The following is a 17,150-nucleotide window of genomic DNA, read 5'->3' on the forward strand; positions in this document are numbered from 1 at the left end:
CTTTTGTTACCTCTGTGGAAAAAATCCTGAAAGAATTTGGAGAAAACTATGTAATTAATTTTGTCTAGCTACTTATCAGGCGGAGTCCAAAAGTTTTATGCAAAATACTACTTTTTTGTTACAAAACTTTACTTAGCGCCCTCTGACTTTTGCAAATACTAGCTTTGACGTTAGTTGAAGCGATGGCGCCTCCCCGTTTATCTAAGTATTTACACTTATATATTTAGTATTAGTAAAATAATACACTAGCTACCGCTACCAAGCAACTAACAAACGCTAGCAATTTCCGTTATGCTATCGTTAGCCACATCTCACCACACCCGAAAATGGCATCAAAAGAAGACTTATTTGCCGAAGCCGCCAAACACTGGGATTTAGAAAGGCTGTACCAAGCTTTTGCAGAAGCTAAACGGCAAATCTCTCCTTGATCGCGCAGGGGACTAACAGAAACAGAAAAACTCTACCTGCGAGGATTGCTTTCCGGTTGCAGTCCCGCCGAAATCGCCCGCCAACTATTTCAGAGTTCCAAAAGTGCAGAGGTTTATTTATGTAAAACTTTATACCAATATGTTAAAAAACTCGCAGATGTACCTAACGAACCTGTAGGAAATTGGCGCAATATTTGCGATCGGCTACAGGAAGCCGGATATAAAACTCAGTCCTCTCCTGAATTTAAAATAAATAACTCTGTACCTACAGAAGCATTAGTAAAAATAGTTAATATAGGTTTTAAAGAAAGTACAGTATCAATTGATATTAACATTCGACTAGAATTCCCCTCAACTTCAGAAACTCCGAAAACAGAAGATTTGGATAAAGATGATTAGATGGGCGATCGCCCCTACACTAACCAATCTAACTGAAGGGCGATCGCCTACAATAGAATCAACACTCCTCATCTCAAACACCATGCAAATTGTTTTGCCTCCTGAAGTCGAAGCCCTCGTGCAGCGCCAACTCACCAGCGGCAAATACAACAGCGCGATCGACGTTATCCTTGCAGCCATTAAACTACTCGAACAACAGCAAGATATTTATCAAGGACGACTGCAAGAACTCCAACAAGACGCACTGATTGGTCAGCAAGCATCCCAACGCGGTGAAGTCGTAGACCGTGCAACCGCAATGGCACAAATTCGAGCTAATTTGCGATCGCGCTACAGTTCAAAAGAAACATGAGTCCAAAATTTCGCCTCACCCAACCCGCAATTCAAGACATTGAGCAAATTGCAGACTACATCGCTAGTCGATCGGGACTCGATCGAGCCGATCGCTTTTTAAGCAATCTTGACGCTAAATTCGCCACAATTGCTCAATTTCCCAATATTGGACGACAAAGAGACGAAATTTTACCATAGCTTCGCAGCCTCTCCATAGACAACTATCTCATCCTCTATATGCCGATCGGACAAAATGTAGAAATCTTTCGAGTTGTCAGTGGTTATCGAGATTTATCCGCCCTCTTCGCCGATGCTGATGATTGAATTTAACTAAACAACGATCGCCCTTTCATTCACCTGACCAAAAACGCCGCACACTCAACATGAGAAGTCTGAGGAAAGAAATCCGCCGGCTGCACTCGCGCTAACTTATAATCCCCATTTTCGCACAAAATCTTCAGGTCGCGAGCCAAAGTAGCAGGCTTGCAGCTAACATAAACAATGCGATTTGGTTTGATTTCCTTGATAGCTTCCAAAACCGCGCGATCGCACCCTTTTCTCGGCGGATCTAGCAGCACAATATCCGGTGTCAATCCCAAGGAAGGCAGCAAACTCTCTACTGTTCCGGTCTGAAACTCGACATTTCTCACGTCATTTAACTCAGCATTTAATTTGGCTTGTTCGATCGCCGCCGGTTGCACTTCTAAACCTATGGCTATTTTTACTTGTTTTGCCAGGGGTAAAGTAAAAGTACCAATTCCGCAGAAAGCGTCAACCAAAATCTCGTTTCCCTGCAAATTCAATTCCCCTACGATCGCCTCTAACAACCCTTCAGCCGCCTCTGTATTAACCTGAAAAAAAGTATCTGCTCTTAGCTGAAATTTCAAACCAGCAAAACTTTCTCGCAGATAAGAACGACCCGCAATGCAGCGAGTTTCAGTCCCAAAAATCACATTAGTTTGATCGGGATTTATATTCAAACAAACCCCTGCCAGTTGAGGATATTGTTTCAGCCACTCTGATGCTTGCTCTTCAAGTCCCGGCAACTCTCCAGTGCGAACTATTAAAGTTAGCAGCATCTCGCCGGTGCGCCGTCCGATTCGCAAGGACAAGTGACGCAATTCTCCTGTATGTTTCTTTTCGTCGTAGACTTGCCAATCCCGCCAGTGGATGTCTTCTTTGACTTCTTTTAACAAAGGATTGAGGCGCGGGTCTTGCACCGGACACTGATTGAGATTGACTAATTTGTGGGTGCTTTTTTGATAGTAACCTGCTTGGACTTGACCTGTCGCAGATATTGCCACGGGATAAGTCGCTTTGTTGCGGTATCCCAAAAATTGGGGAAATCCCTCGATTTTGCCCGTTAAAATTTCATCAACTTGCGGATTGCTAAATCCGCCAATTCGTTCTAAGGCTTGAGTGATTTGATTTTGTTTGGCTGCAAGCTGATATTGATAGTCTACGTGCTGCCACTGACAGCCGCCGCACTTGTCGGCGACAATGCAGTTAGCTCGAATGCGGTGTTCGGATGTTTCGAGAAGTGTGTCCAGCTTGCCTGTAGCATAGGTGGATTTGACTTGCACGAGGCGGACAAGGACTCGATCGCCCGTCACGGTATCGGGAACAAACACCACTAACTCACCAAAACGACCAACTCCGTCGCCGGTGTCTGTCAAGTCGGTAATCTCTATCTCAATCAGTTGACCTTGCTGGCAAGGGTTTGCCAATTTCGTCGAGTTTGGGGTCGGGAATTTAGATTTGGTCACAAGTAGTCGTGGTAGGATTTAATGTGGTAATGCAATATCGATCTCTCTTTCCTGAGATAAGTCGTAGCGAAGCGGGGCTCCATCCATCGCACTCAAGCTCAATAGCAGGCTGTATTCCTGCTGCTGAACGTCTTGCTGCTAAAGCCAAGCTTCAACCTGCAAGTCAAGCCTGCCGTGAGTTGTCCCGATCGAGCCTGTGCGATATGCTGTTGGGGCGAGCTAGCCAAAACTCGTTAAACAGTCAAAGTGTCTGCCGACATCAAAACTCTCACTCGCAGTTTTTGAGTTTTTCCCGCAGTACCCTGGAACACAGGGAAACTGGCTTGAACATCAAGCATAACGTTTGCGGAGATTTACCCGCTACTTCTAATGTTGATAAATGTTAGAAGCAAAGTAAATCGTCCAACCCTGAATCTCATCTTTAACGGATGAGAATGTCAATTAATCTTACTCTCAAATATCCTCAATTCTTTTGAATAACAATGAGCGTAGTTAGCCAACTAATTCTCCAAGCCGACGACGAACTTCGCTATCCCAGTACCGGCGAACTTCAAAGCATCAAAGATTTTTTTAAAACCGGGGAACAGCGGGTGCGTATTGCTACTGCGCTGTCTGACAGTGAGAAAAAAATTGTTGAAGAAGCTAGCAAAAAACTCTGGAAAAAACGCCCTGACTTTATCTCCCCCGGAGGTAATGCTTACGGCCAACGCGAACGGGCTTTGTGTCTGCGCGACTACGGCTGGTACTTGCGCCTGATTACCTACGGTATCTTGGCGGGTGACAAGGAGCCGATCGAAAGCATCGGTTTGATTGGCGTTCGGGAAATGTATAATTCTCTCGGCGTTCCTGTTCCTGGCATGGTCGAAGCTATCCGCTGTTTGAAGGAAGCTTCTTTGGCTTTGCTCAATCAGGATGATGCTAAGGAAGCAGCTCCTTATTTTGATTATATCGCTCAGGCAATGTCTTAATTGCTTTGGTGATTGCTTTCATGAATGTGGCGGAGCATTCGCGGGTGATTTTTGGGGTGATTTTATCTCGCAATTGCTCGCAAATGTTTCGCTTCTGTTTTGGGCAAGGAAATCTGCCTAATGTCTGCTAGGAAGCAATGCAGTTTAAGCTTTCCCAGATTTTGAGTTCGTCTTGTCTTTCAATGCACATTTGATTTAAAAAGTCAAGTGTTTTTTGGAGACATTGTTTTTTGAATTTCCGGCTGTCGTACAGAATGGATGTTTTGAGCTGCGAGAGTTCTCCAAGGGTGGGGCAGGTTTGGATATGATGGGCGATCGCATTTTGCCATTCTTCCAGCCTGCGGTACGAGATAAATTGTCCGCCTCTGTCCCGCCGATGCACAAACACCACGAAAGCCCAGGATTCGACTCGCTTAATTTGATTTTGGCTGATTTTGAGCAGTTGGGCGATCGACCTGACGGTGATGCGGAGCTTTTTCGAGGGTTGGATGCGGCGAAATAGTGCTGTCATAGCTGTATACTCAGGGCTTGAGAGGCAAGTTCTGTTTAGAGTCAATTACATATTACTATATCAGACTCTTATTGCACAAGTGCAAGAAAACTTAATTTAAACTTCTTAAGCTCAGATGTTGCTCGTGCAACCCTCAATCATTGATGCTGTGCTAGTTTGAGAGTTAACGTAGGTGGGAAAAATGTCAGGACTCTCTAACAAAGCTGTGGTAGACAAAGAGCAGGAATTGCGTCCCGTTCGCTTCACTGAAACGGGGCGGATGCGTTTGGGGAAGATTTTAAAAGCAGCAAGACAGACAACAGGCTGGTCTGTCAGCGAAACAGAGTTCAAAACAAAGGGATATGAAGAGGCGCTGTTCAGAGCTACAAATCAACCCGTACCGAAAGATGTGGGTATCAGTGCCGCAACAGTCAACCGTTACGAACGCGGGAAGCTGGATAATTTGGATTGGCGATCGCTCAGTCTGTTATGCTTTGTCCTCAAGCCGATCGACCCGGTGACAGGAGAGGCCCTGGAACCGACAAATGCGCTTTACATCGCGTGCGAACATCCCCCATACAACGATGCGAAGCTCTACGACTAGATTATTTGCAGATAGGTGATGACTGATGGTGATAGCAGAAGCTAAGCCAGAAAAAGAATACTTGAGACGGAGATTTACTGACACCGGGCTGCGGCGGTTGGGTAAATTTTTGCGATCGTGGCGGGAAGCTAGGGGGTGGAGCGTTCACGAACTGAGCGAAAAGACCAAGCAGCATGAGGCTCAATTTTATAATCTAGGGGGAGAGCCTTTGCCCAAAGTTTTGGGGGTCAGCATTGCAGGCATTTCGAGAATCGAAAATGGCTATTACAACAAGCCTGCACCCGATCTTTTGTGGCTGTTCCTCGATGTTCTCGAACCAGTTCACCCGGTTGAAAAGCGGTTGGTTACTCTAGAAGACTTACTGTTGATCGGAACTGAATTTTGGAACCCCAACGTCGAGGCGTAGGATTGACTTAATAGTTAAATTGGAGCTGTAAAATGCCCGGATTTCTTGACTTTAAGGCTGTCGTCGATCGAGAAAAACTGCGCCCTGTGCGATTTACGGATACGGGACGCGGTAGATTGGGCAAACTTCTGAAAGCAGCTAGAGAGATTCGGGGCTGGTCAATTATTGAAACAGAAATGGTCACAAAAGAATACGAGGCCGCTCTGTTTCGGACAGCCGGAGATCCTGTACCAAAAGATGTCGGTATTAGTAATGCTACTGTTAGTCGCTACGAACGCGGGAAGTTAGAAAGTTTGGATTGGCGATCGCTCAGTCTGTTATGCTTTGTCCTCAAGCCGATCGACCCGGTGACTGGGGAAGCCCTGGAACCGACAAATGCTTTATATATCGCGTGCGAACATCCCCCATACAACGATGCAAAACTTTACGAGTAGTCGATTGCTGACATCTGATTAAAGCAAATTAGTTAGATTGGGAGTTTTTAACCGCAGAGGGCGCAGAGGGCGCAGAGGAAAAGAAGAGAGAGATTAATCATTCTGATACCAACGGATTTGATATTACGCATCGCCCTTTTGTTTAGCAATTAAAGCTTTAGCTTGCTGCCACAGAGATTCTAACTCTTCTGGGGCATAATCTGATAAAGGTCGATCGCACGCAGCCTCCACCTTCGCAAACCGCTGCACGAAGCGATCGTTTGTTCCCTGCAAAGCAGCCGACGGATCTAAATCGTACCAGCGAGCTAATTGAATCAACACAAACATAATATCTCCCAATTCTGACTGCTGCGCTGCCTTATCCTCGTGTTTGAGAGCGTGTTCAAATTCTGCCATTTCTTCGTGAAATTTATCCCAAACGCCCTCTACACTGTCCCAATCAAAACTCACTTCCGCAGCTTTTTGAGAGATTTTCATCCCGGCGGTTATCGGCGGCAAAGTGCTGGCATAACGGCTCATTTTTGAGGCTAAAGTTGGCGGCTTTTCCGAAGTTGTGCCTTTTTCTGCTGCTTTGATTTTTTCCCAGTTTTCGTTGACTTCATCGACGCTGTTGAGTTCGACATCGCCGAAGACGTGGGGATGTCGCCGAATTAGTTTTTCTGTAATGCCCGCAGCGATTTCGGCGAAGGTAAACTGATTGGATTCGCTGGCAATTTGAGCTTGCAAAATTACCTGTAACAGTAAGTCGCCCAATTCTTCGACGATCGCATCTTTATCTCCTTTGCGAATCGCGTCGGCGGTTTCATAAGCTTCTTCGATTATGTGGGAAATTAGAGTTTGGGGAGTTTGGGCTAAATCCCAAGGACATCCGCCGTCTGGCGATCGCAATTTAGCCACAACTTCTATAAGTTCTTTGAGTGCTGTGAGCGATCGACTGTGGGAATTAGACATCGGAATTTACCTTTTAGATTTGCTGGAAGTGCGACGGGTTGGTTGGCGTTTGCGCCTCTTAATTGTGCCAGGAGGCCGCAACCCGCTCAATCCTTTCTTTTTGAATCTTTTGTAAGCCGAGCCGCCCCAATCGCTCAGATAGTGGCTCATAGCGCCCAATTCTAGACCGATGTAAACGGCTAAAATTTCGATGTGGTGTTCCCAGATCGATCGCCCGTAACTCAAAACCACATCCTGCCAATTCCCGCCCAAGTTCCCGACTTTTTCGGCAATTGCCAATCCCAACAATCCGAAAACCACGATCCAGATAGCGAGGTACAAGATTCGCAAAGCAGTGCCGATTAGAGGGCCGTGGGACAAAAAAGAGCGGTGGCGCAGGCTTTTTTGGTACGGGAGCCAAATCGGTTTGAACCATCCCCAGCGCTGATACTGGCAGGAGTAGATATCCAAGTCGGGGCCAAACATCAGCCCGCCGAATAAGAAGCTGCCGGAAACGAGCAAAGTCAGGTTGCTGCTCTGAGTCTGGCCAAAGGTGAGGGCTGCCACCAAGGGCAAACTCCACATGGTTATTTGATCGTGAGTGCGGCCAGAGGGCATTTAAAGTTTATGATTTTTTTTACTTGATCTTTCTGAGTTACTGTGATATGATAAATCCCGGTGAGTGCAATTGGGTGATTAGCTCAGTGGTAGAGCGCCTGCTTTACACGCAGGATGCCGTAGGTTCAAATCCTACATTACCCATCCGATAAGTCAATATCAACAGTTTCAGCCGTTTTTAGCCGTCAAGCCGAGAACGGCTGTTGCTGTTGAGGGTTGACTGTTGAATTGGGTGACGACTAAATTTAACATTCTGGGGCGGATGTTTCAAAAGTTGGCACCCAATGCTAGAAAATTAATTTATCGAAAATTTGGGTCTAAAACCCCGTCCTTTAACGAAGTGGAGGACGGCTTTACACATACTCAGTAAGTGTGTAAAATAATTTCATGCTAAACATGACGTGGGAATTCAAACTAGAACCAACTCCAGAACAGGTCGATACTATCGAGCGGATATTCGCTGTGTGTCGTTCTGTATGGAACTTTGCTTTGCGGGAGCGCAAAGACTGGTTGAATTCCCGCAAGTCGCCTGTAAATGCTTGTTCCATCGAACAGGAGTACATACTCAGGGCTGACGAGCCATACCCTAGTTACCACACTCAGGCTAAACGATTGACTCTTGCCAAAGAGCAATTTCCCCTCCTCACGAGCGTACATTCGCAAGTATTGCAACAAGTCTTAAGAACGCTGGACAGGGCATTTGAGGACATGAGAGCGAAGAAACTAGGCTTCCCTCGCTTCAAGAACAAATACCGAATGCGATCGTTTGTGTTTCCTCAATTGGGCAAAAATCCCATCAATGGAAGTTTGCTGAAATTGCCTCAACTAGGGTGGATTCGTTTGCGCTTGTCACGCCAAATCCCAGGGGGATTTGAAATTAAACAAGCCAGGGTTGTACGACGGGCATCGGGATATTTTGTCATGTTGTCATTACAGTTAAATGTATCAGTGCCAGATACACCCATATCCGGTCATCCGCGAGGTTTGGATTTAGGGTTTGATAAGTTTGTAGCTACTAGCGATAACGAGCAAATTGCTAGACCTCGCTTCCTGCAAACTCTACAACGCGAGTTGAAATTACTGCAACGTAGATTAAAGCATAAGAAGAAAGGGTCGAATAACAGACATAAGCTCAATCAAAAAATAGCCAGAATTCATCAACAGATTACTGACACCAGGAAAGACTGGCACTTTAAGTTAGCCCACCGTATGAGTGACGGCGTAGGGATGATATTTGTTGAAGACATCGACTTTCGCTCTTGGGCCAGAGGAATGTTGAGTAAACATAGTGCCGATGCTGGATTCGGTCAATTCGTCAACATACTGCAATGGGTGTGCTTTAAACGAGGTGTTTTCTTTGCCAAGGTAGACAAGGACTACACATCACAACAATGTCCTGAGTGTGGGACGCATACGGGCAAAAAGCACCTAGACGAAAGAATTCATTCTTGTCCAGTGTGTTTCTTTACTGCATCGCGTGATGTGGCAGCGGCACAGGTGGTTAGAAATCGTGGGTTGGAACTAATTTCTGGGCTAGGGCATAGCCTGGAAGTAAAACAAACTGTCTGTGGACTGGATGCGGCGGGGACTGGTGGTAAAGTCAGTCTAGCTGGCACGGGACGAAGCAGAAAACTCAAGAAGTGATTCTTGGGAATCACCCTCCCTTTAGGGCGGTGAGGATGTCAATGATTTTCTTTTTTAGAACCTTGTATATGAAGCCTAAAATAACTAGCCCGATCGCTTGGCAGCAAGCTGAACTGCTCATGCAACCAGCAATGATCCGAGTGCTCGATAACATCCGCAAACAATTAGAGGAGTCAGTTTGGACGGGTACTTATCAAGAAGTGCAGATTCCCATTCCTGGCTATCAACTAATTTTAGAGCTTCAAGGCGAGCAAAGATGTATCGATATTTGGGAACTTTGCTATCGAGTCTGCTTTGTCAACTACCAGCCCGCCCACAGTCAAATCCAAAGCCAAGAAGTTGTAATTGATACTAGCTTGATTGATGATGAGACTGGCGATGTAGATTGGAATCGTCTTGATGCTAAAGCCAGTCAATTAATACAAGAAATATTCGCCAATTTGGGCAAATAGTCAGTTGAGAGTTGTCAGTTGTCAGTTGAGAGTTGACAGTTGTGAGCTTTCCAGTCAACAGTCATCAGTCATCAGTCATCAGTCATCAGTCAACAGTCAACAGTCAACAGTCATCAGTCAACAGTCAACAAAATCTTATGATTCAAGAATTGCACGACATTCAAGCAGCGGCCGGTGCTACTTTTGCAGAGTTAACAACCAAAGAAATTGTGCCAGTCAGTTTTGGTAACGACGCAGAAGCGATCGCAGCAACTAAACAAGGTGCGGCTTTGTACGATCGCACTCACTGGGGACGCATTCAAATCTCAGACAGCGATCGCCTGCGGTTCTTGCACAATCAAAGTACCAATAATTTTAATATACTCAAACCCGGTCAAGGTTGCGACACCGTTTTTGTGACTTCCACCGCCCGGACGATCGACCTCGCCACCGCTTACGCTACAGAAGATGCCGTACTGCTGTTAGTTTCAGCCAACCGCCGCCGCCAACTGCTGGAATTGCTCGATCGCTATATTTTCCCAATGGATCGCGTCGAGTTAACAGATTTAACCGATACAACTGTTGCTTTCAGTTTCCTCGGCCCGGAAAGCACTCAACTATTAGAAAAAATAGGAGTTACCGAACTCGAAAATCAACCTTACGCTACTCACAAATTGATAAAGTTTGCAGGTATGGAAGTCCGAGTTGCGGTGGGTAGCGGTTTAGTAACTCCCGGATACACCTTAATTGCGCCAGCAAGCGATGCAGCCAACTTGTGGAAGGAATTAGTCAAAGCTGGGGCCGTACCGATGGGCGATCGAGTTTGGGAACAACTGCGAATCGAACAAGGACGCCCCGCACCCGATTTTGAACTCACCGACGATTACAACCCCCTAGAAGCCCGCCTTTTACACACGATTACCTATGACAAAGGCTGCTACATCGGTCAAGAAACAATTGCCCGGTTGAACACTTACAAAGGAGTCAAACAGGAACTTTGGGGCGTGCAGTTGAGCGGTGCGGTTGAACCCGGAACAGCAGTCACCATCGGAGAAGAAAAAGTCGGCAAACTCACCAGTTTTACGGAAACTGAATCCGGCTTTTTTGGTCTTGCTTACATCCGCACAAAAGCGGGCGGCGAAGGACTGAAAGTGCAAGTCGGATCGGTGTCAGGGGAAGTAGTAAATGTACCTTTCTTGAGTTCGTAGTTGCGATCGGTCGTTTGTTTGTTGACGCCGCAGCGCCAAAAAGTTTTTTGTTGAGGTTGATTTGGGAAGGATGGTAACACCATAAATTGGCCACAAGTCCTATCTTTAGATAGATTTGCAAACCAACAACCGCAATTATTCTGTATTACAGTCGTCACAGAAAAAACAGAGTTTTTCAATGAAAAAGTTTACATCGCGCTTAGTTACAACTTGCCTGCGAGTTGGAATAATCTTTGCTGTAGGAATAGCGCTGATTTTTAGCTCAGAATTGGAATTTTCGGGCAATAAAATGCAAGCGAACGCTACACATTTAACGCCAGAAGCTACGTCTTACGAAGTTGCCCGTCCCGATCGCCAGCCCACAAGTGATATCGAGAAGGGCGGAAATGATGCCGTTGACAATATCCGAGAAAAGCTGAATCTTGACCAACCCATTGCCCCCAGTACCAAAAGATTTATAGAATCGGTAAAAGATAACGTAGGCGAAGCAGTTACGCCAGCACGGGAAGCAGTAGAAAAAGCGGCAGATCGAGGTGGCAGCGATCGAGCCAACTAATTCAATCGTATCCAGTTTTCAAATATCAAATTCTTAGTCCCTCTCTGCTGGGACGAAAGTTTGTGTAGTAGCGATTTCAAGCCGAATCATGGAAGCGATAACGAACCCGGATTTGATGGTTCATATTGGGACTTCAGGTTGGAGTTACGACCATTGGGAAGGTGTGCTTTATTCCCACCAGCTACCGCCTGGCTCTAGGCTCGATCGCTACATCCAGCACTATCAAACCGTAGAAGTTAATAGCACCTACTACCGCTGGCCACCAAACACTACCTTTGCTAACTGGCGAGAGCGCCTCCCCCAAGGATTTCTCATGACCGTAAAAGCGCCCCGTGGTCTAACCCACTCCAAGCGTCTTTACTCGCCAGAAAAGTGGTTGGAACGCATGAGTGAGGGACTTCAATGCCTGGGCGATCGATTGGGTATTCTGCTCGTCCAACTCCCTCCCCAGTTCGGCTGCGATTTGGCCCGCCTAGCTTACTTTCTAGAACAGATGCCCCCCTGGATCAAAGTAGCTGTCGAATTCCGACATCCAAGCTGGCACACAGAAGAGGTATTTTCGCTGCTGGAACGCGAAGGAGCAGCTTACTGCGTCATGAGTGGCGCCCACCTTCCGTGTATCCTGCGTGTAACGGGTTCATTCGTCTATGTGCGACTCCACGGCCCCGACGCCAACAATCTCTACGGCGGCTCCTACTCGGATGATGATTTGCATTGGTGGGCCGATCGCATCCACGAGTGGGAAAGCCAGGGGCGACCTGTGTTCGTCTACTTCAACAATGACGGAGAGGGAAATGCAGTTCGCAACGCTTCAAAGCTGAAAACCTTTGTGGAGAATGGTACTTCCTGACAGACTCTAATTGAGACCATTCCCATTCTTTTGGGCGCATTCAAAAACTCTCCGCATTTCCCTGAAGCTGAATTACAAATCGGAGGTGGCGTTCGTCTAGGTTATGGTTTGACGATCGCACTCACCCCGAACCCGCACATCCAACTCAACATCACCCACCACAAGCCGATCAAATTCAAATCAACATTACTGAGCACTTTTGCTTCCATTTCAAACAAATCCCGCAGGGTGCGTTTGACATTGGGAAACACGAAATACTCCGTCAGTTTCTCAATGCAATAATTAAACGCTTTGTAGTGGCGTTTGAAGCACAGTTCCACCTTCCCTCAGTTTTCCCACCATCCCAGCAACTTGATGGCAACCTCTGAGTAATGGACTCTCACATCCCGCTGCACTTCGGCTATCCGTTCCTCAATTAGTCGAGTCGTAATTCCAATTTTAGAGAATGAGTGAGGAAACTTTAAAAAAGTTATGGACAGACTGAAACGAAATTGCAATGCTGTATCAGCCATCCGCTACAGACAGGAATTTTCAAGGTAAGCGTTGTTTTTTGGACGCTTGCTCCACAAACGCCAAACTCTAACTTAACTGCTTGTAGCGAAGTATACGCTTGATTGTGGTTATAAGTCCCTCTAAAGAATTATTTGTATATTCTCCTGAAGACAGATGATAGCAGCGACCAAGGTAAATAACATACAAAGTGTAAAGAGTTATTAGGTAATCTAAAGGCATAATTTAAAAGTAGTCTATTTGCGCCTTGTAGGAAAGACATTCGACTTACGCACGTGTACAAGCTAAACAAATTGGCAGTATGTGGTGTACTCTTGTGCCTTACTTCAGGTTAATGACTACTTGATATTTGATACTTTATTAAGTTTGCCTGATTTCTTCTTTCACTGTTATACCTATCAGACCCTAATTACCCTGTTGTTATAAGTCCCTATAAAGAATTGTTTGTAGATTCTCCTGAATACGGAGGATAGCAGCAACCAAGGGAAATAACATCAAAGTCTACAGAGCTATTTGGGAATCTCAATCCAGAATTAAAAGCACTCTATTTGCGCCTTATAGGACATACATTCGGCTTACGCACTTGCCAAAGTTGAACAAAGTTGCAGTAGGTCGCGTACCCTTGTGCCTTACTTCAGGTTAATGACCAATTGAGCTTTGATTCTTAATTAGGTTTACCTGATTTTTTCTTTCTCTGCTCTATCTATCACACCCTAACTACCATCTGGTAATACGCTTCTTTGTAGATAGCACACAGGATACCCGAAATTTTCGCAGTTTGAGACATTTGTGTTGCTTTTAGGTCATTGGGTATACCCAGACTGACCAATTTTCATTTTACCTTATCAAACTTATTTAAGAAGTCTCATGGTTAACTTACTCAGACCGCCCAGTGTTTCTTCAAGTTCTCGCTTCGGTACTGTAACTGGTTTGTGGAGAGAACAGTCTCTTTACGACAGGAGGGCGCTTAAGACTGGTATCGTCCATTTCGGGCCTGGTCGTTTTTTTAGGGGTCACCTCGCCTACATAATACATAACTATCTTGCACAGAAGGATTCCCAAGAGCAGAGATGGGGGATTTGTGGGGTTAGCCTGAAGAGTCAACAGACAATTACTAGGTTGAAACCGCAGAGATTCCTTTACACTTTGACCAAACATTCTAGCTGCGCTCAAAATCGTGAGGAAGCGGAAGTTATAGCTTCTATCAGGGAAATAGTTAATGGTAGAGAGAGGTGCGAGTATGTGCTTGAAAAGATGGCGTCTCCCTCTGTGCATCTGGTGACTCTTACTATTACTCAAGGAGGCTACCATCTAGACAAGAGTTTTAATCTCGACACAACGAATGAAGACATCGCGCACGATCTGCAAAACCCTTCCACTCCAACTACTGCAATTGGCTTTATCGTAGAGGCGCTACGCCGACGGCGCGATCGCAAAATGACCCCCTTCACGACACTTTCTTGCGACAACCTCCCAAGAAATGGGGAAATCTTGCGAAAAGCAGTGCTAGCTTACGCTGAAGAGCTCGATCCTCAGCTTGCAGAATACATCAGGGATAACGCGGTGTTCCCTAATTCAGTTGTAGACAGGATTGTGCCTCAAGAACAGGAATCCGACTATAACTACCCCAGCCGACTCTTGCAGGTTCGCGATCGCGCACCCATTGTAACCGAACCATTTTGGCAGTTTGTCGTGGAAGACAAATTCACAGGCGATCGCCCCAAGTGGGAAGATACGGGGGTGATTATGACTAGCGACATCACTCCCTTCCTCTATATGAAGTCGAGATTCTTGAATGCAGTACACTCCTTCATAGCCTGTTTAGCTGTAAGAGCAGGTATAGAGTATATGCACGAGGCGATCGCCCTACCGGAATTCCACTTGTTTACTCGGCATCTCATGGACGATATCGCAGCAGCAACACCAGTGCCTCGCGAGATGTGCGAACAATATATGGAACAGGTGTTACTAAGGCTGAGTAACGAGGATCTTCCCGATTCTACTGAGAGAATCTCTTCAGAAACAGCGAGGAAAGTAGGCAAGTATATATTTCCGATACTTCAGGATGCTTATAGCCGAAAAGTCAGCATGAAGCGGATTATACTTCCTGTTGCGGCGTGGCTGCTTGCAGTCAGAGAAGAGGCGTGCGAGTCTGGTCAACCCTATTATGCTAAGGATACCCAAAGCGCAATTACAGCCATTCAAAAAGGCGCAGTAATTAGCGGGATTCTGGGATTGGACAATTGCGAACACACAGAGGTCGTAGATAAGGAATGCCAACAAGCTTTGCGAGATATCCAAACCCACGGACTATTGACTACGCTTAAGAATTACTGTGATGGAGGTCTTTTAAATGAAACAGCTTCAGCATGATAAGGTGGTGCTTTTTGATCATGACGGAACAGTTGTTGACAGTGAAACCATAGCACTTAAGAGTGCATGGAGGCTGACAAATGAAGTGGCTCGTGAGTTCCCTGGCGCTCAACATTATGAGCTTGAGGACTTTGTTAAAAGCTTCGCCGGGAAACCCTACAGGGAAATACTCAAAAAGCTCTACCCAGACTCATCAACCAGTCTTAATGAGCGCGATATTGACAAGCTAGTGGCTGAAGAAGAAAAGAGAGCGATCGAACGGCTTACTGTAGAAGCAAAAGCGACGGTCGGAACGCCCCAAGTGCTGTCTTACCTGCGCGACGACGGAGTTGAATATGCGCTAGTAAGTAATAGCAGCTTACAGCGGCTGAGTGCTTGCCTTAGTGCTGCTGCCCTGACCGACTATTTCCCAAGCCAGCAGGTATTTAGCGCTCACGACTCTCTCCCGGTTCCGCGGCCCAAGCCGCTTCCTGACATCTACCTATATGCAGTGAAATGTCTGGACGCAAAAGTTTCCGATTGCGTGGCAATTGAAGATTCTATCAGTGGGGTAAGGTCTGCCGTTGCCGCCGGAATTGGGCAGATTATCGGTTATGTAGGGGGAACTCATATAAGCGAGGATGAACGAAAAAGCCGTGCAGATGCTCTTGTGTCGGCTGGGGCCGAGCAAGTTATCGATCGGATGCACGACCTTATCGGTCTATTATCACCAACCCCAGTGTAAGAACACGTGGCATCAGGCGATCGCTGGATGCCGTTAGTTGGGATGGTGAAAAATAGCGTTGCTGAATATCAAGAATTCTCAGCCATCGAATGCTTCACTTTATCAATCCAACCTTGGCTCAGACTCAACACCTGCGAATAAGACAAGTCCGTATCTAACACCAAATCAAACACAGACGGCTTAACTAAACGGGGAAACCATCGATGAAATAGCCTTCCGATCGTCAACCGCAAGAAAAACTCAACCACCAACAACTTCGTGCGAGGAAAGGAATAATTTGATAACTCTTGCAAGGCATGAGCATCCGGGACTCGCTGCTGTGAAAACTGTGGCAAAACCTTCCCCCAATCATCCCCATACTCCTCCAACAATTGCCCCAAAATTAGCACATCTTCTAAGGAAGAATTACACCCCTGCCCAATCGAGGGAGACACCGCATGAGCAGCATCGCCAATCAGCAACACACTATCGCCCTCATGAAAGCGATCGCAGCGTACCGTTAGCACCTTTGCCACTGGACGCTTCAACAACGCTTCCGCTTCTTCCCACGACATCAACTGACCAAACAGCGGGAAATTTTCCTCAAAAAATGCCTTGACTTCTTCTTTCGTGGATAATCCTTCTAGGGGATTAGTCTGTGCATCAAAAATAATCACGCCATTCAGCTGATCTCCTGGCTGGGGTACCATCAACATCCGGGTTTTATTATTCAAATTCCAGGCATGGATTTTATTCGGTTCTAACTCCACTCCTGCAGTCGGATTGAGCCGACTTAAAAACACCGATTTATAGGCATCTGGAACATAGCTTTGGGAACACGACAAGCCTGCATTCTCGACTAAATAGTCTCGAATTTGCGATCGCGCCCCATCGGTACCCACCAGTAGATCGTAGTGAACGGTAAAGCTATCTCCTTCTGAATGTTTCAACATCACGGTTTTAGCCGTTGCATCCACAGCCGTACATTCACAGTTGAAATGTACTTTAACCTGATTCGGACTAGAGGTTTCAGTTAATTGCTTCAACAGAATCGTCACGAGGCGATTGCGATCGATTGTGAGAACCGGATTTTCACGAGGAATCCGTCGGGATTTGCCATTTTTCCGATAAATAATCGTCCCGTGACAGAACACACTTTGAGCAGCGATCGCCTCCTCTAACCCAGCAATGGCTCGAATGGCTTTTCTACCCCGTTCCTGAAGCGAGAGCGGAAATGTGCGGTTTCCAGAAACATCAGTCAACCGAGGATCGAGACGACGTTCATAGATATCAATATGGTAGTTGCCCCGACGCAATAAATAATGTGCCAGTAACAGTCCAGCCGGACCCGATCCAATGATCACAACGTTTTGAACCATACGGGTTTACCGAATACGATGAGTTGATGTACCGAACTTTATTATGCTTCCCCGCAGAGCCCAGACTTCTGAATCACATTGATTCAGGGCAATCAGGGTTTCAACAAAGAAGTGGGGGTC

At 46.2% G+C, this 17,150-nt stretch carries 20 protein-coding genes and 1 tRNA gene; 15 read left to right on the forward strand and 6 right to left on the reverse strand.

Annotation, left to right across the window (positions count from 1 at the left end; translation table 11 throughout):
* Window positions 1-473: 473 nt before the first annotated feature.
* From QUA24_RS12435 to QUA24_RS12445, 3 genes are read left to right on the forward strand one after another with little or no spacing between them, the layout of a single operon-like run.
* Window positions 474-827, forward strand: a complete 354-nt coding sequence (locus QUA24_RS12435; protein ID WP_333230030.1) for a helix-turn-helix domain-containing protein — start codon at window positions 474-476, stop codon at window positions 825-827.
* On the forward strand, window positions 820-1,179 hold the full coding sequence (locus tag QUA24_RS12440) for a type II toxin-antitoxin system ParD family antitoxin (protein WP_333230032.1): 360 nt from the start codon (window positions 820-822) through the stop codon (window positions 1,177-1,179). The genes QUA24_RS12435 and QUA24_RS12440 overlap by 8 nt, the downstream gene beginning before the upstream one ends.
* Complete coding sequence (locus QUA24_RS12445) at window positions 1,176-1,358, forward strand: type II toxin-antitoxin system RelE/ParE family toxin (protein WP_333230034.1); 183 nt, start codon at window positions 1,176-1,178, stop codon at window positions 1,356-1,358. Before QUA24_RS12440 ends, QUA24_RS12445 begins: the two co-directional genes overlap by 4 nt.
* Window positions 1,359-1,513: 155 nt before the next feature.
* On the opposite strand, the gene rlmD is transcribed toward QUA24_RS12445, so the two are convergent.
* Window positions 1,514-2,926, reverse strand: a complete 1,413-nt coding sequence (gene rlmD, locus QUA24_RS12450; protein WP_333230036.1) for a 23S rRNA (uracil(1939)-C(5))-methyltransferase RlmD — start codon at window positions 2,924-2,926, stop codon at window positions 1,514-1,516.
* 482 nt (window positions 2,927-3,408) lie between these two features.
* On the opposite strand from rlmD, the gene QUA24_RS12455 reads away from it, so the two are divergent.
* On the forward strand, window positions 3,409-3,894 hold the full coding sequence (locus tag QUA24_RS12455) for an allophycocyanin subunit alpha-B (protein ID WP_190746013.1): 486 nt from the start codon (window positions 3,409-3,411) through the stop codon (window positions 3,892-3,894).
* Window positions 3,895-4,021: 127 nt separating this feature from the next.
* On the opposite strand, the gene QUA24_RS12460 is transcribed toward QUA24_RS12455, so the two are convergent.
* A complete protein-coding gene (locus QUA24_RS12460) occupies window positions 4,022-4,405 on the reverse strand; it encodes a hypothetical protein (RefSeq protein ID WP_333230038.1) in 384 nt (127 codons plus the stop codon).
* A 181-nt stretch (window positions 4,406-4,586) separates the two neighbouring features.
* Between QUA24_RS12460 and QUA24_RS12465 the strand changes: the two genes are divergently transcribed.
* From QUA24_RS12465 to QUA24_RS12475, 3 genes are read left to right on the forward strand one after another with little or no spacing between them, the layout of a single operon-like run.
* Window positions 4,587-4,988 (forward strand): helix-turn-helix transcriptional regulator, encoded by a 402-nt coding sequence (locus QUA24_RS12465; protein WP_333230040.1) that lies wholly within the window; start codon window positions 4,587-4,589, stop codon window positions 4,986-4,988.
* Window positions 4,989-5,013: 25 nt separating this feature from the next.
* Window positions 5,014-5,394, forward strand: a complete 381-nt coding sequence (locus QUA24_RS12470; RefSeq protein WP_333230042.1) for a helix-turn-helix transcriptional regulator — start codon at window positions 5,014-5,016, stop codon at window positions 5,392-5,394.
* 32 nt (window positions 5,395-5,426) lie between these two features.
* Window positions 5,427-5,828: a helix-turn-helix transcriptional regulator gene (locus QUA24_RS12475; RefSeq protein WP_333091252.1), complete on the forward strand. Its 402-nt coding sequence runs from the start codon at window positions 5,427-5,429 to the stop codon at window positions 5,826-5,828.
* Between the two features lie 123 nt (window positions 5,829-5,951).
* Here the strand turns inward: QUA24_RS12475 and mazG are convergent, their stop codons facing one another.
* On the reverse strand, window positions 5,952-6,779 hold the full coding sequence (gene mazG / locus QUA24_RS12480; RefSeq protein ID WP_333230044.1) for a nucleoside triphosphate pyrophosphohydrolase: 828 nt from the start codon (window positions 6,777-6,779) through the stop codon (window positions 5,952-5,954).
* 6 nt (window positions 6,780-6,785) lie between these two features.
* Window positions 6,786-7,376: a metal-binding protein gene (locus QUA24_RS12485; protein WP_333230046.1), complete on the reverse strand. Its 591-nt coding sequence runs from the start codon at window positions 7,374-7,376 to the stop codon at window positions 6,786-6,788.
* Between the two features lie 72 nt (window positions 7,377-7,448).
* Here QUA24_RS12485 and QUA24_RS12490 point away from each other — a divergent pair.
* The 6 genes from QUA24_RS12490 (at window position 7,449) to QUA24_RS12515 (ending at window position 12,065) form a co-directional block, all read left to right on the forward strand.
* Window positions 7,449-7,520, forward strand: a tRNA-Val gene (locus tag QUA24_RS12490).
* 243 nt (window positions 7,521-7,763) lie between these two features.
* Window positions 7,764-9,020: an RNA-guided endonuclease InsQ/TnpB family protein gene (locus QUA24_RS12495; protein WP_333091256.1), complete on the forward strand. Its 1,257-nt coding sequence runs from the start codon at window positions 7,764-7,766 to the stop codon at window positions 9,018-9,020.
* 68 nt (window positions 9,021-9,088) lie between these two features.
* The gene (locus tag QUA24_RS12500) at window positions 9,089-9,472 is read left to right on the forward strand and encodes a hypothetical protein (RefSeq protein ID WP_333166739.1); all 384 of its coding nucleotides are present in this window, start codon (window positions 9,089-9,091) and stop codon (window positions 9,470-9,472) included.
* 137 nt (window positions 9,473-9,609) lie between these two features.
* The gene (gene ygfZ / locus QUA24_RS12505; protein WP_333230112.1) at window positions 9,610-10,659 is read left to right on the forward strand and encodes a CAF17-like 4Fe-4S cluster assembly/insertion protein YgfZ; all 1,050 of its coding nucleotides are present in this window, start codon (window positions 9,610-9,612) and stop codon (window positions 10,657-10,659) included.
* 178 nt (window positions 10,660-10,837) lie between these two features.
* The gene (locus tag QUA24_RS12510; protein ID WP_333230048.1) at window positions 10,838-11,215 is read left to right on the forward strand and encodes a hypothetical protein; all 378 of its coding nucleotides are present in this window, start codon (window positions 10,838-10,840) and stop codon (window positions 11,213-11,215) included.
* A gap of 88 nt (window positions 11,216-11,303) precedes the next feature.
* On the forward strand, window positions 11,304-12,065 hold the full coding sequence (locus QUA24_RS12515) for a DUF72 domain-containing protein (protein ID WP_333230050.1): 762 nt from the start codon (window positions 11,304-11,306) through the stop codon (window positions 12,063-12,065).
* 101 nt (window positions 12,066-12,166) lie between these two features.
* On the opposite strand, the gene QUA24_RS12520 is transcribed toward QUA24_RS12515, so the two are convergent.
* Complete coding sequence (locus tag QUA24_RS12520) at window positions 12,167-12,385, reverse strand: hypothetical protein (protein WP_333230052.1); 219 nt, start codon at window positions 12,383-12,385, stop codon at window positions 12,167-12,169.
* 1,057 nt (window positions 12,386-13,442) lie between these two features.
* Here QUA24_RS12520 and QUA24_RS12525 point away from each other — a divergent pair.
* Both QUA24_RS12525 and QUA24_RS12530 read left to right on the forward strand, forming a co-directional pair.
* Window positions 13,443-14,948 carry a mannitol dehydrogenase family protein gene (locus QUA24_RS12525; RefSeq protein WP_333230054.1) on the forward strand — a complete coding sequence of 502 codons (1,506 nt, stop codon included), beginning with the start codon at window positions 13,443-13,445 and terminating at the stop codon, window positions 14,946-14,948.
* Window positions 14,929-15,672 carry an HAD family phosphatase gene (locus tag QUA24_RS12530; protein ID WP_333230056.1) on the forward strand — a complete coding sequence of 248 codons (744 nt, stop codon included), beginning with the start codon at window positions 14,929-14,931 and terminating at the stop codon, window positions 15,670-15,672. Before QUA24_RS12525 ends, QUA24_RS12530 begins: the two co-directional genes overlap by 20 nt.
* 68 nt (window positions 15,673-15,740) lie before the next feature.
* Here the strand turns inward: QUA24_RS12530 and QUA24_RS12535 are convergent, their stop codons facing one another.
* Entirely contained in the window at window positions 15,741-17,030 is a 1,290-nt protein-coding gene (locus QUA24_RS12535) for an NAD(P)/FAD-dependent oxidoreductase (protein WP_333230058.1), read from the reverse strand.
* Window positions 17,031-17,150 lie beyond the last annotated feature (120 nt).

Origin of the sequence: Microcoleus sp. Pol12B5 (genome assembly GCF_036701335.1) — a bacterium.
GTDB lineage: Bacteria > Cyanobacteriota > Cyanobacteriia > Cyanobacteriales > Microcoleaceae > Microcoleus.

Coding starts and splice junctions, on each gene's coding strand:
- QUA24_RS12440 (WP_333230032.1), top strand. CDS start 820: ATGATTAGATGGGCGATCGCCCCTACACTAACCAATCTAACTGAAGGG.
- QUA24_RS12445 (WP_333230034.1), top strand. CDS start 1,176: ATGAGTCCAAAATTTCGCCTCACCCAACCCGCAATTCAAGACATTGAG.
- QUA24_RS12455 (WP_190746013.1), top strand. CDS start 3,409: ATGAGCGTAGTTAGCCAACTAATTCTCCAAGCCGACGACGAACTTCGC.
- QUA24_RS12460 (WP_333230038.1), bottom strand. CDS start 4,405: ATGACAGCACTATTTCGCCGCATCCAACCCTCGAAAAAGCTCCGCATC.
- QUA24_RS12465 (WP_333230040.1), top strand. CDS start 4,587: ATGTCAGGACTCTCTAACAAAGCTGTGGTAGACAAAGAGCAGGAATTG.
- QUA24_RS12470 (WP_333230042.1), top strand. CDS start 5,014: ATGGTGATAGCAGAAGCTAAGCCAGAAAAAGAATACTTGAGACGGAGA.
- QUA24_RS12475 (WP_333091252.1), top strand. CDS start 5,427: ATGCCCGGATTTCTTGACTTTAAGGCTGTCGTCGATCGAGAAAAACTG.
- mazG (WP_333230044.1), bottom strand. CDS start 6,779: ATGTCTAATTCCCACAGTCGATCGCTCACAGCACTCAAAGAACTTATA.
- QUA24_RS12485 (WP_333230046.1), bottom strand. CDS start 7,376: ATGCCCTCTGGCCGCACTCACGATCAAATAACCATGTGGAGTTTGCCC.
- QUA24_RS12495 (WP_333091256.1), top strand. CDS start 7,764: ATGCTAAACATGACGTGGGAATTCAAACTAGAACCAACTCCAGAACAG.
- QUA24_RS12500 (WP_333166739.1), top strand. CDS start 9,089: ATGAAGCCTAAAATAACTAGCCCGATCGCTTGGCAGCAAGCTGAACTG.
- ygfZ (WP_333230112.1), top strand. CDS start 9,610: ATGATTCAAGAATTGCACGACATTCAAGCAGCGGCCGGTGCTACTTTT.
- QUA24_RS12510 (WP_333230048.1), top strand. CDS start 10,838: ATGAAAAAGTTTACATCGCGCTTAGTTACAACTTGCCTGCGAGTTGGA.
- QUA24_RS12515 (WP_333230050.1), top strand. CDS start 11,304: ATGGAAGCGATAACGAACCCGGATTTGATGGTTCATATTGGGACTTCA.
- QUA24_RS12525 (WP_333230054.1), top strand. CDS start 13,443: ATGGTTAACTTACTCAGACCGCCCAGTGTTTCTTCAAGTTCTCGCTTC.
- QUA24_RS12530 (WP_333230056.1), top strand. CDS start 14,929: ATGAAACAGCTTCAGCATGATAAGGTGGTGCTTTTTGATCATGACGGA.
- QUA24_RS12535 (WP_333230058.1), bottom strand. CDS start 17,030: ATGGTTCAAAACGTTGTGATCATTGGATCGGGTCCGGCTGGACTGTTA.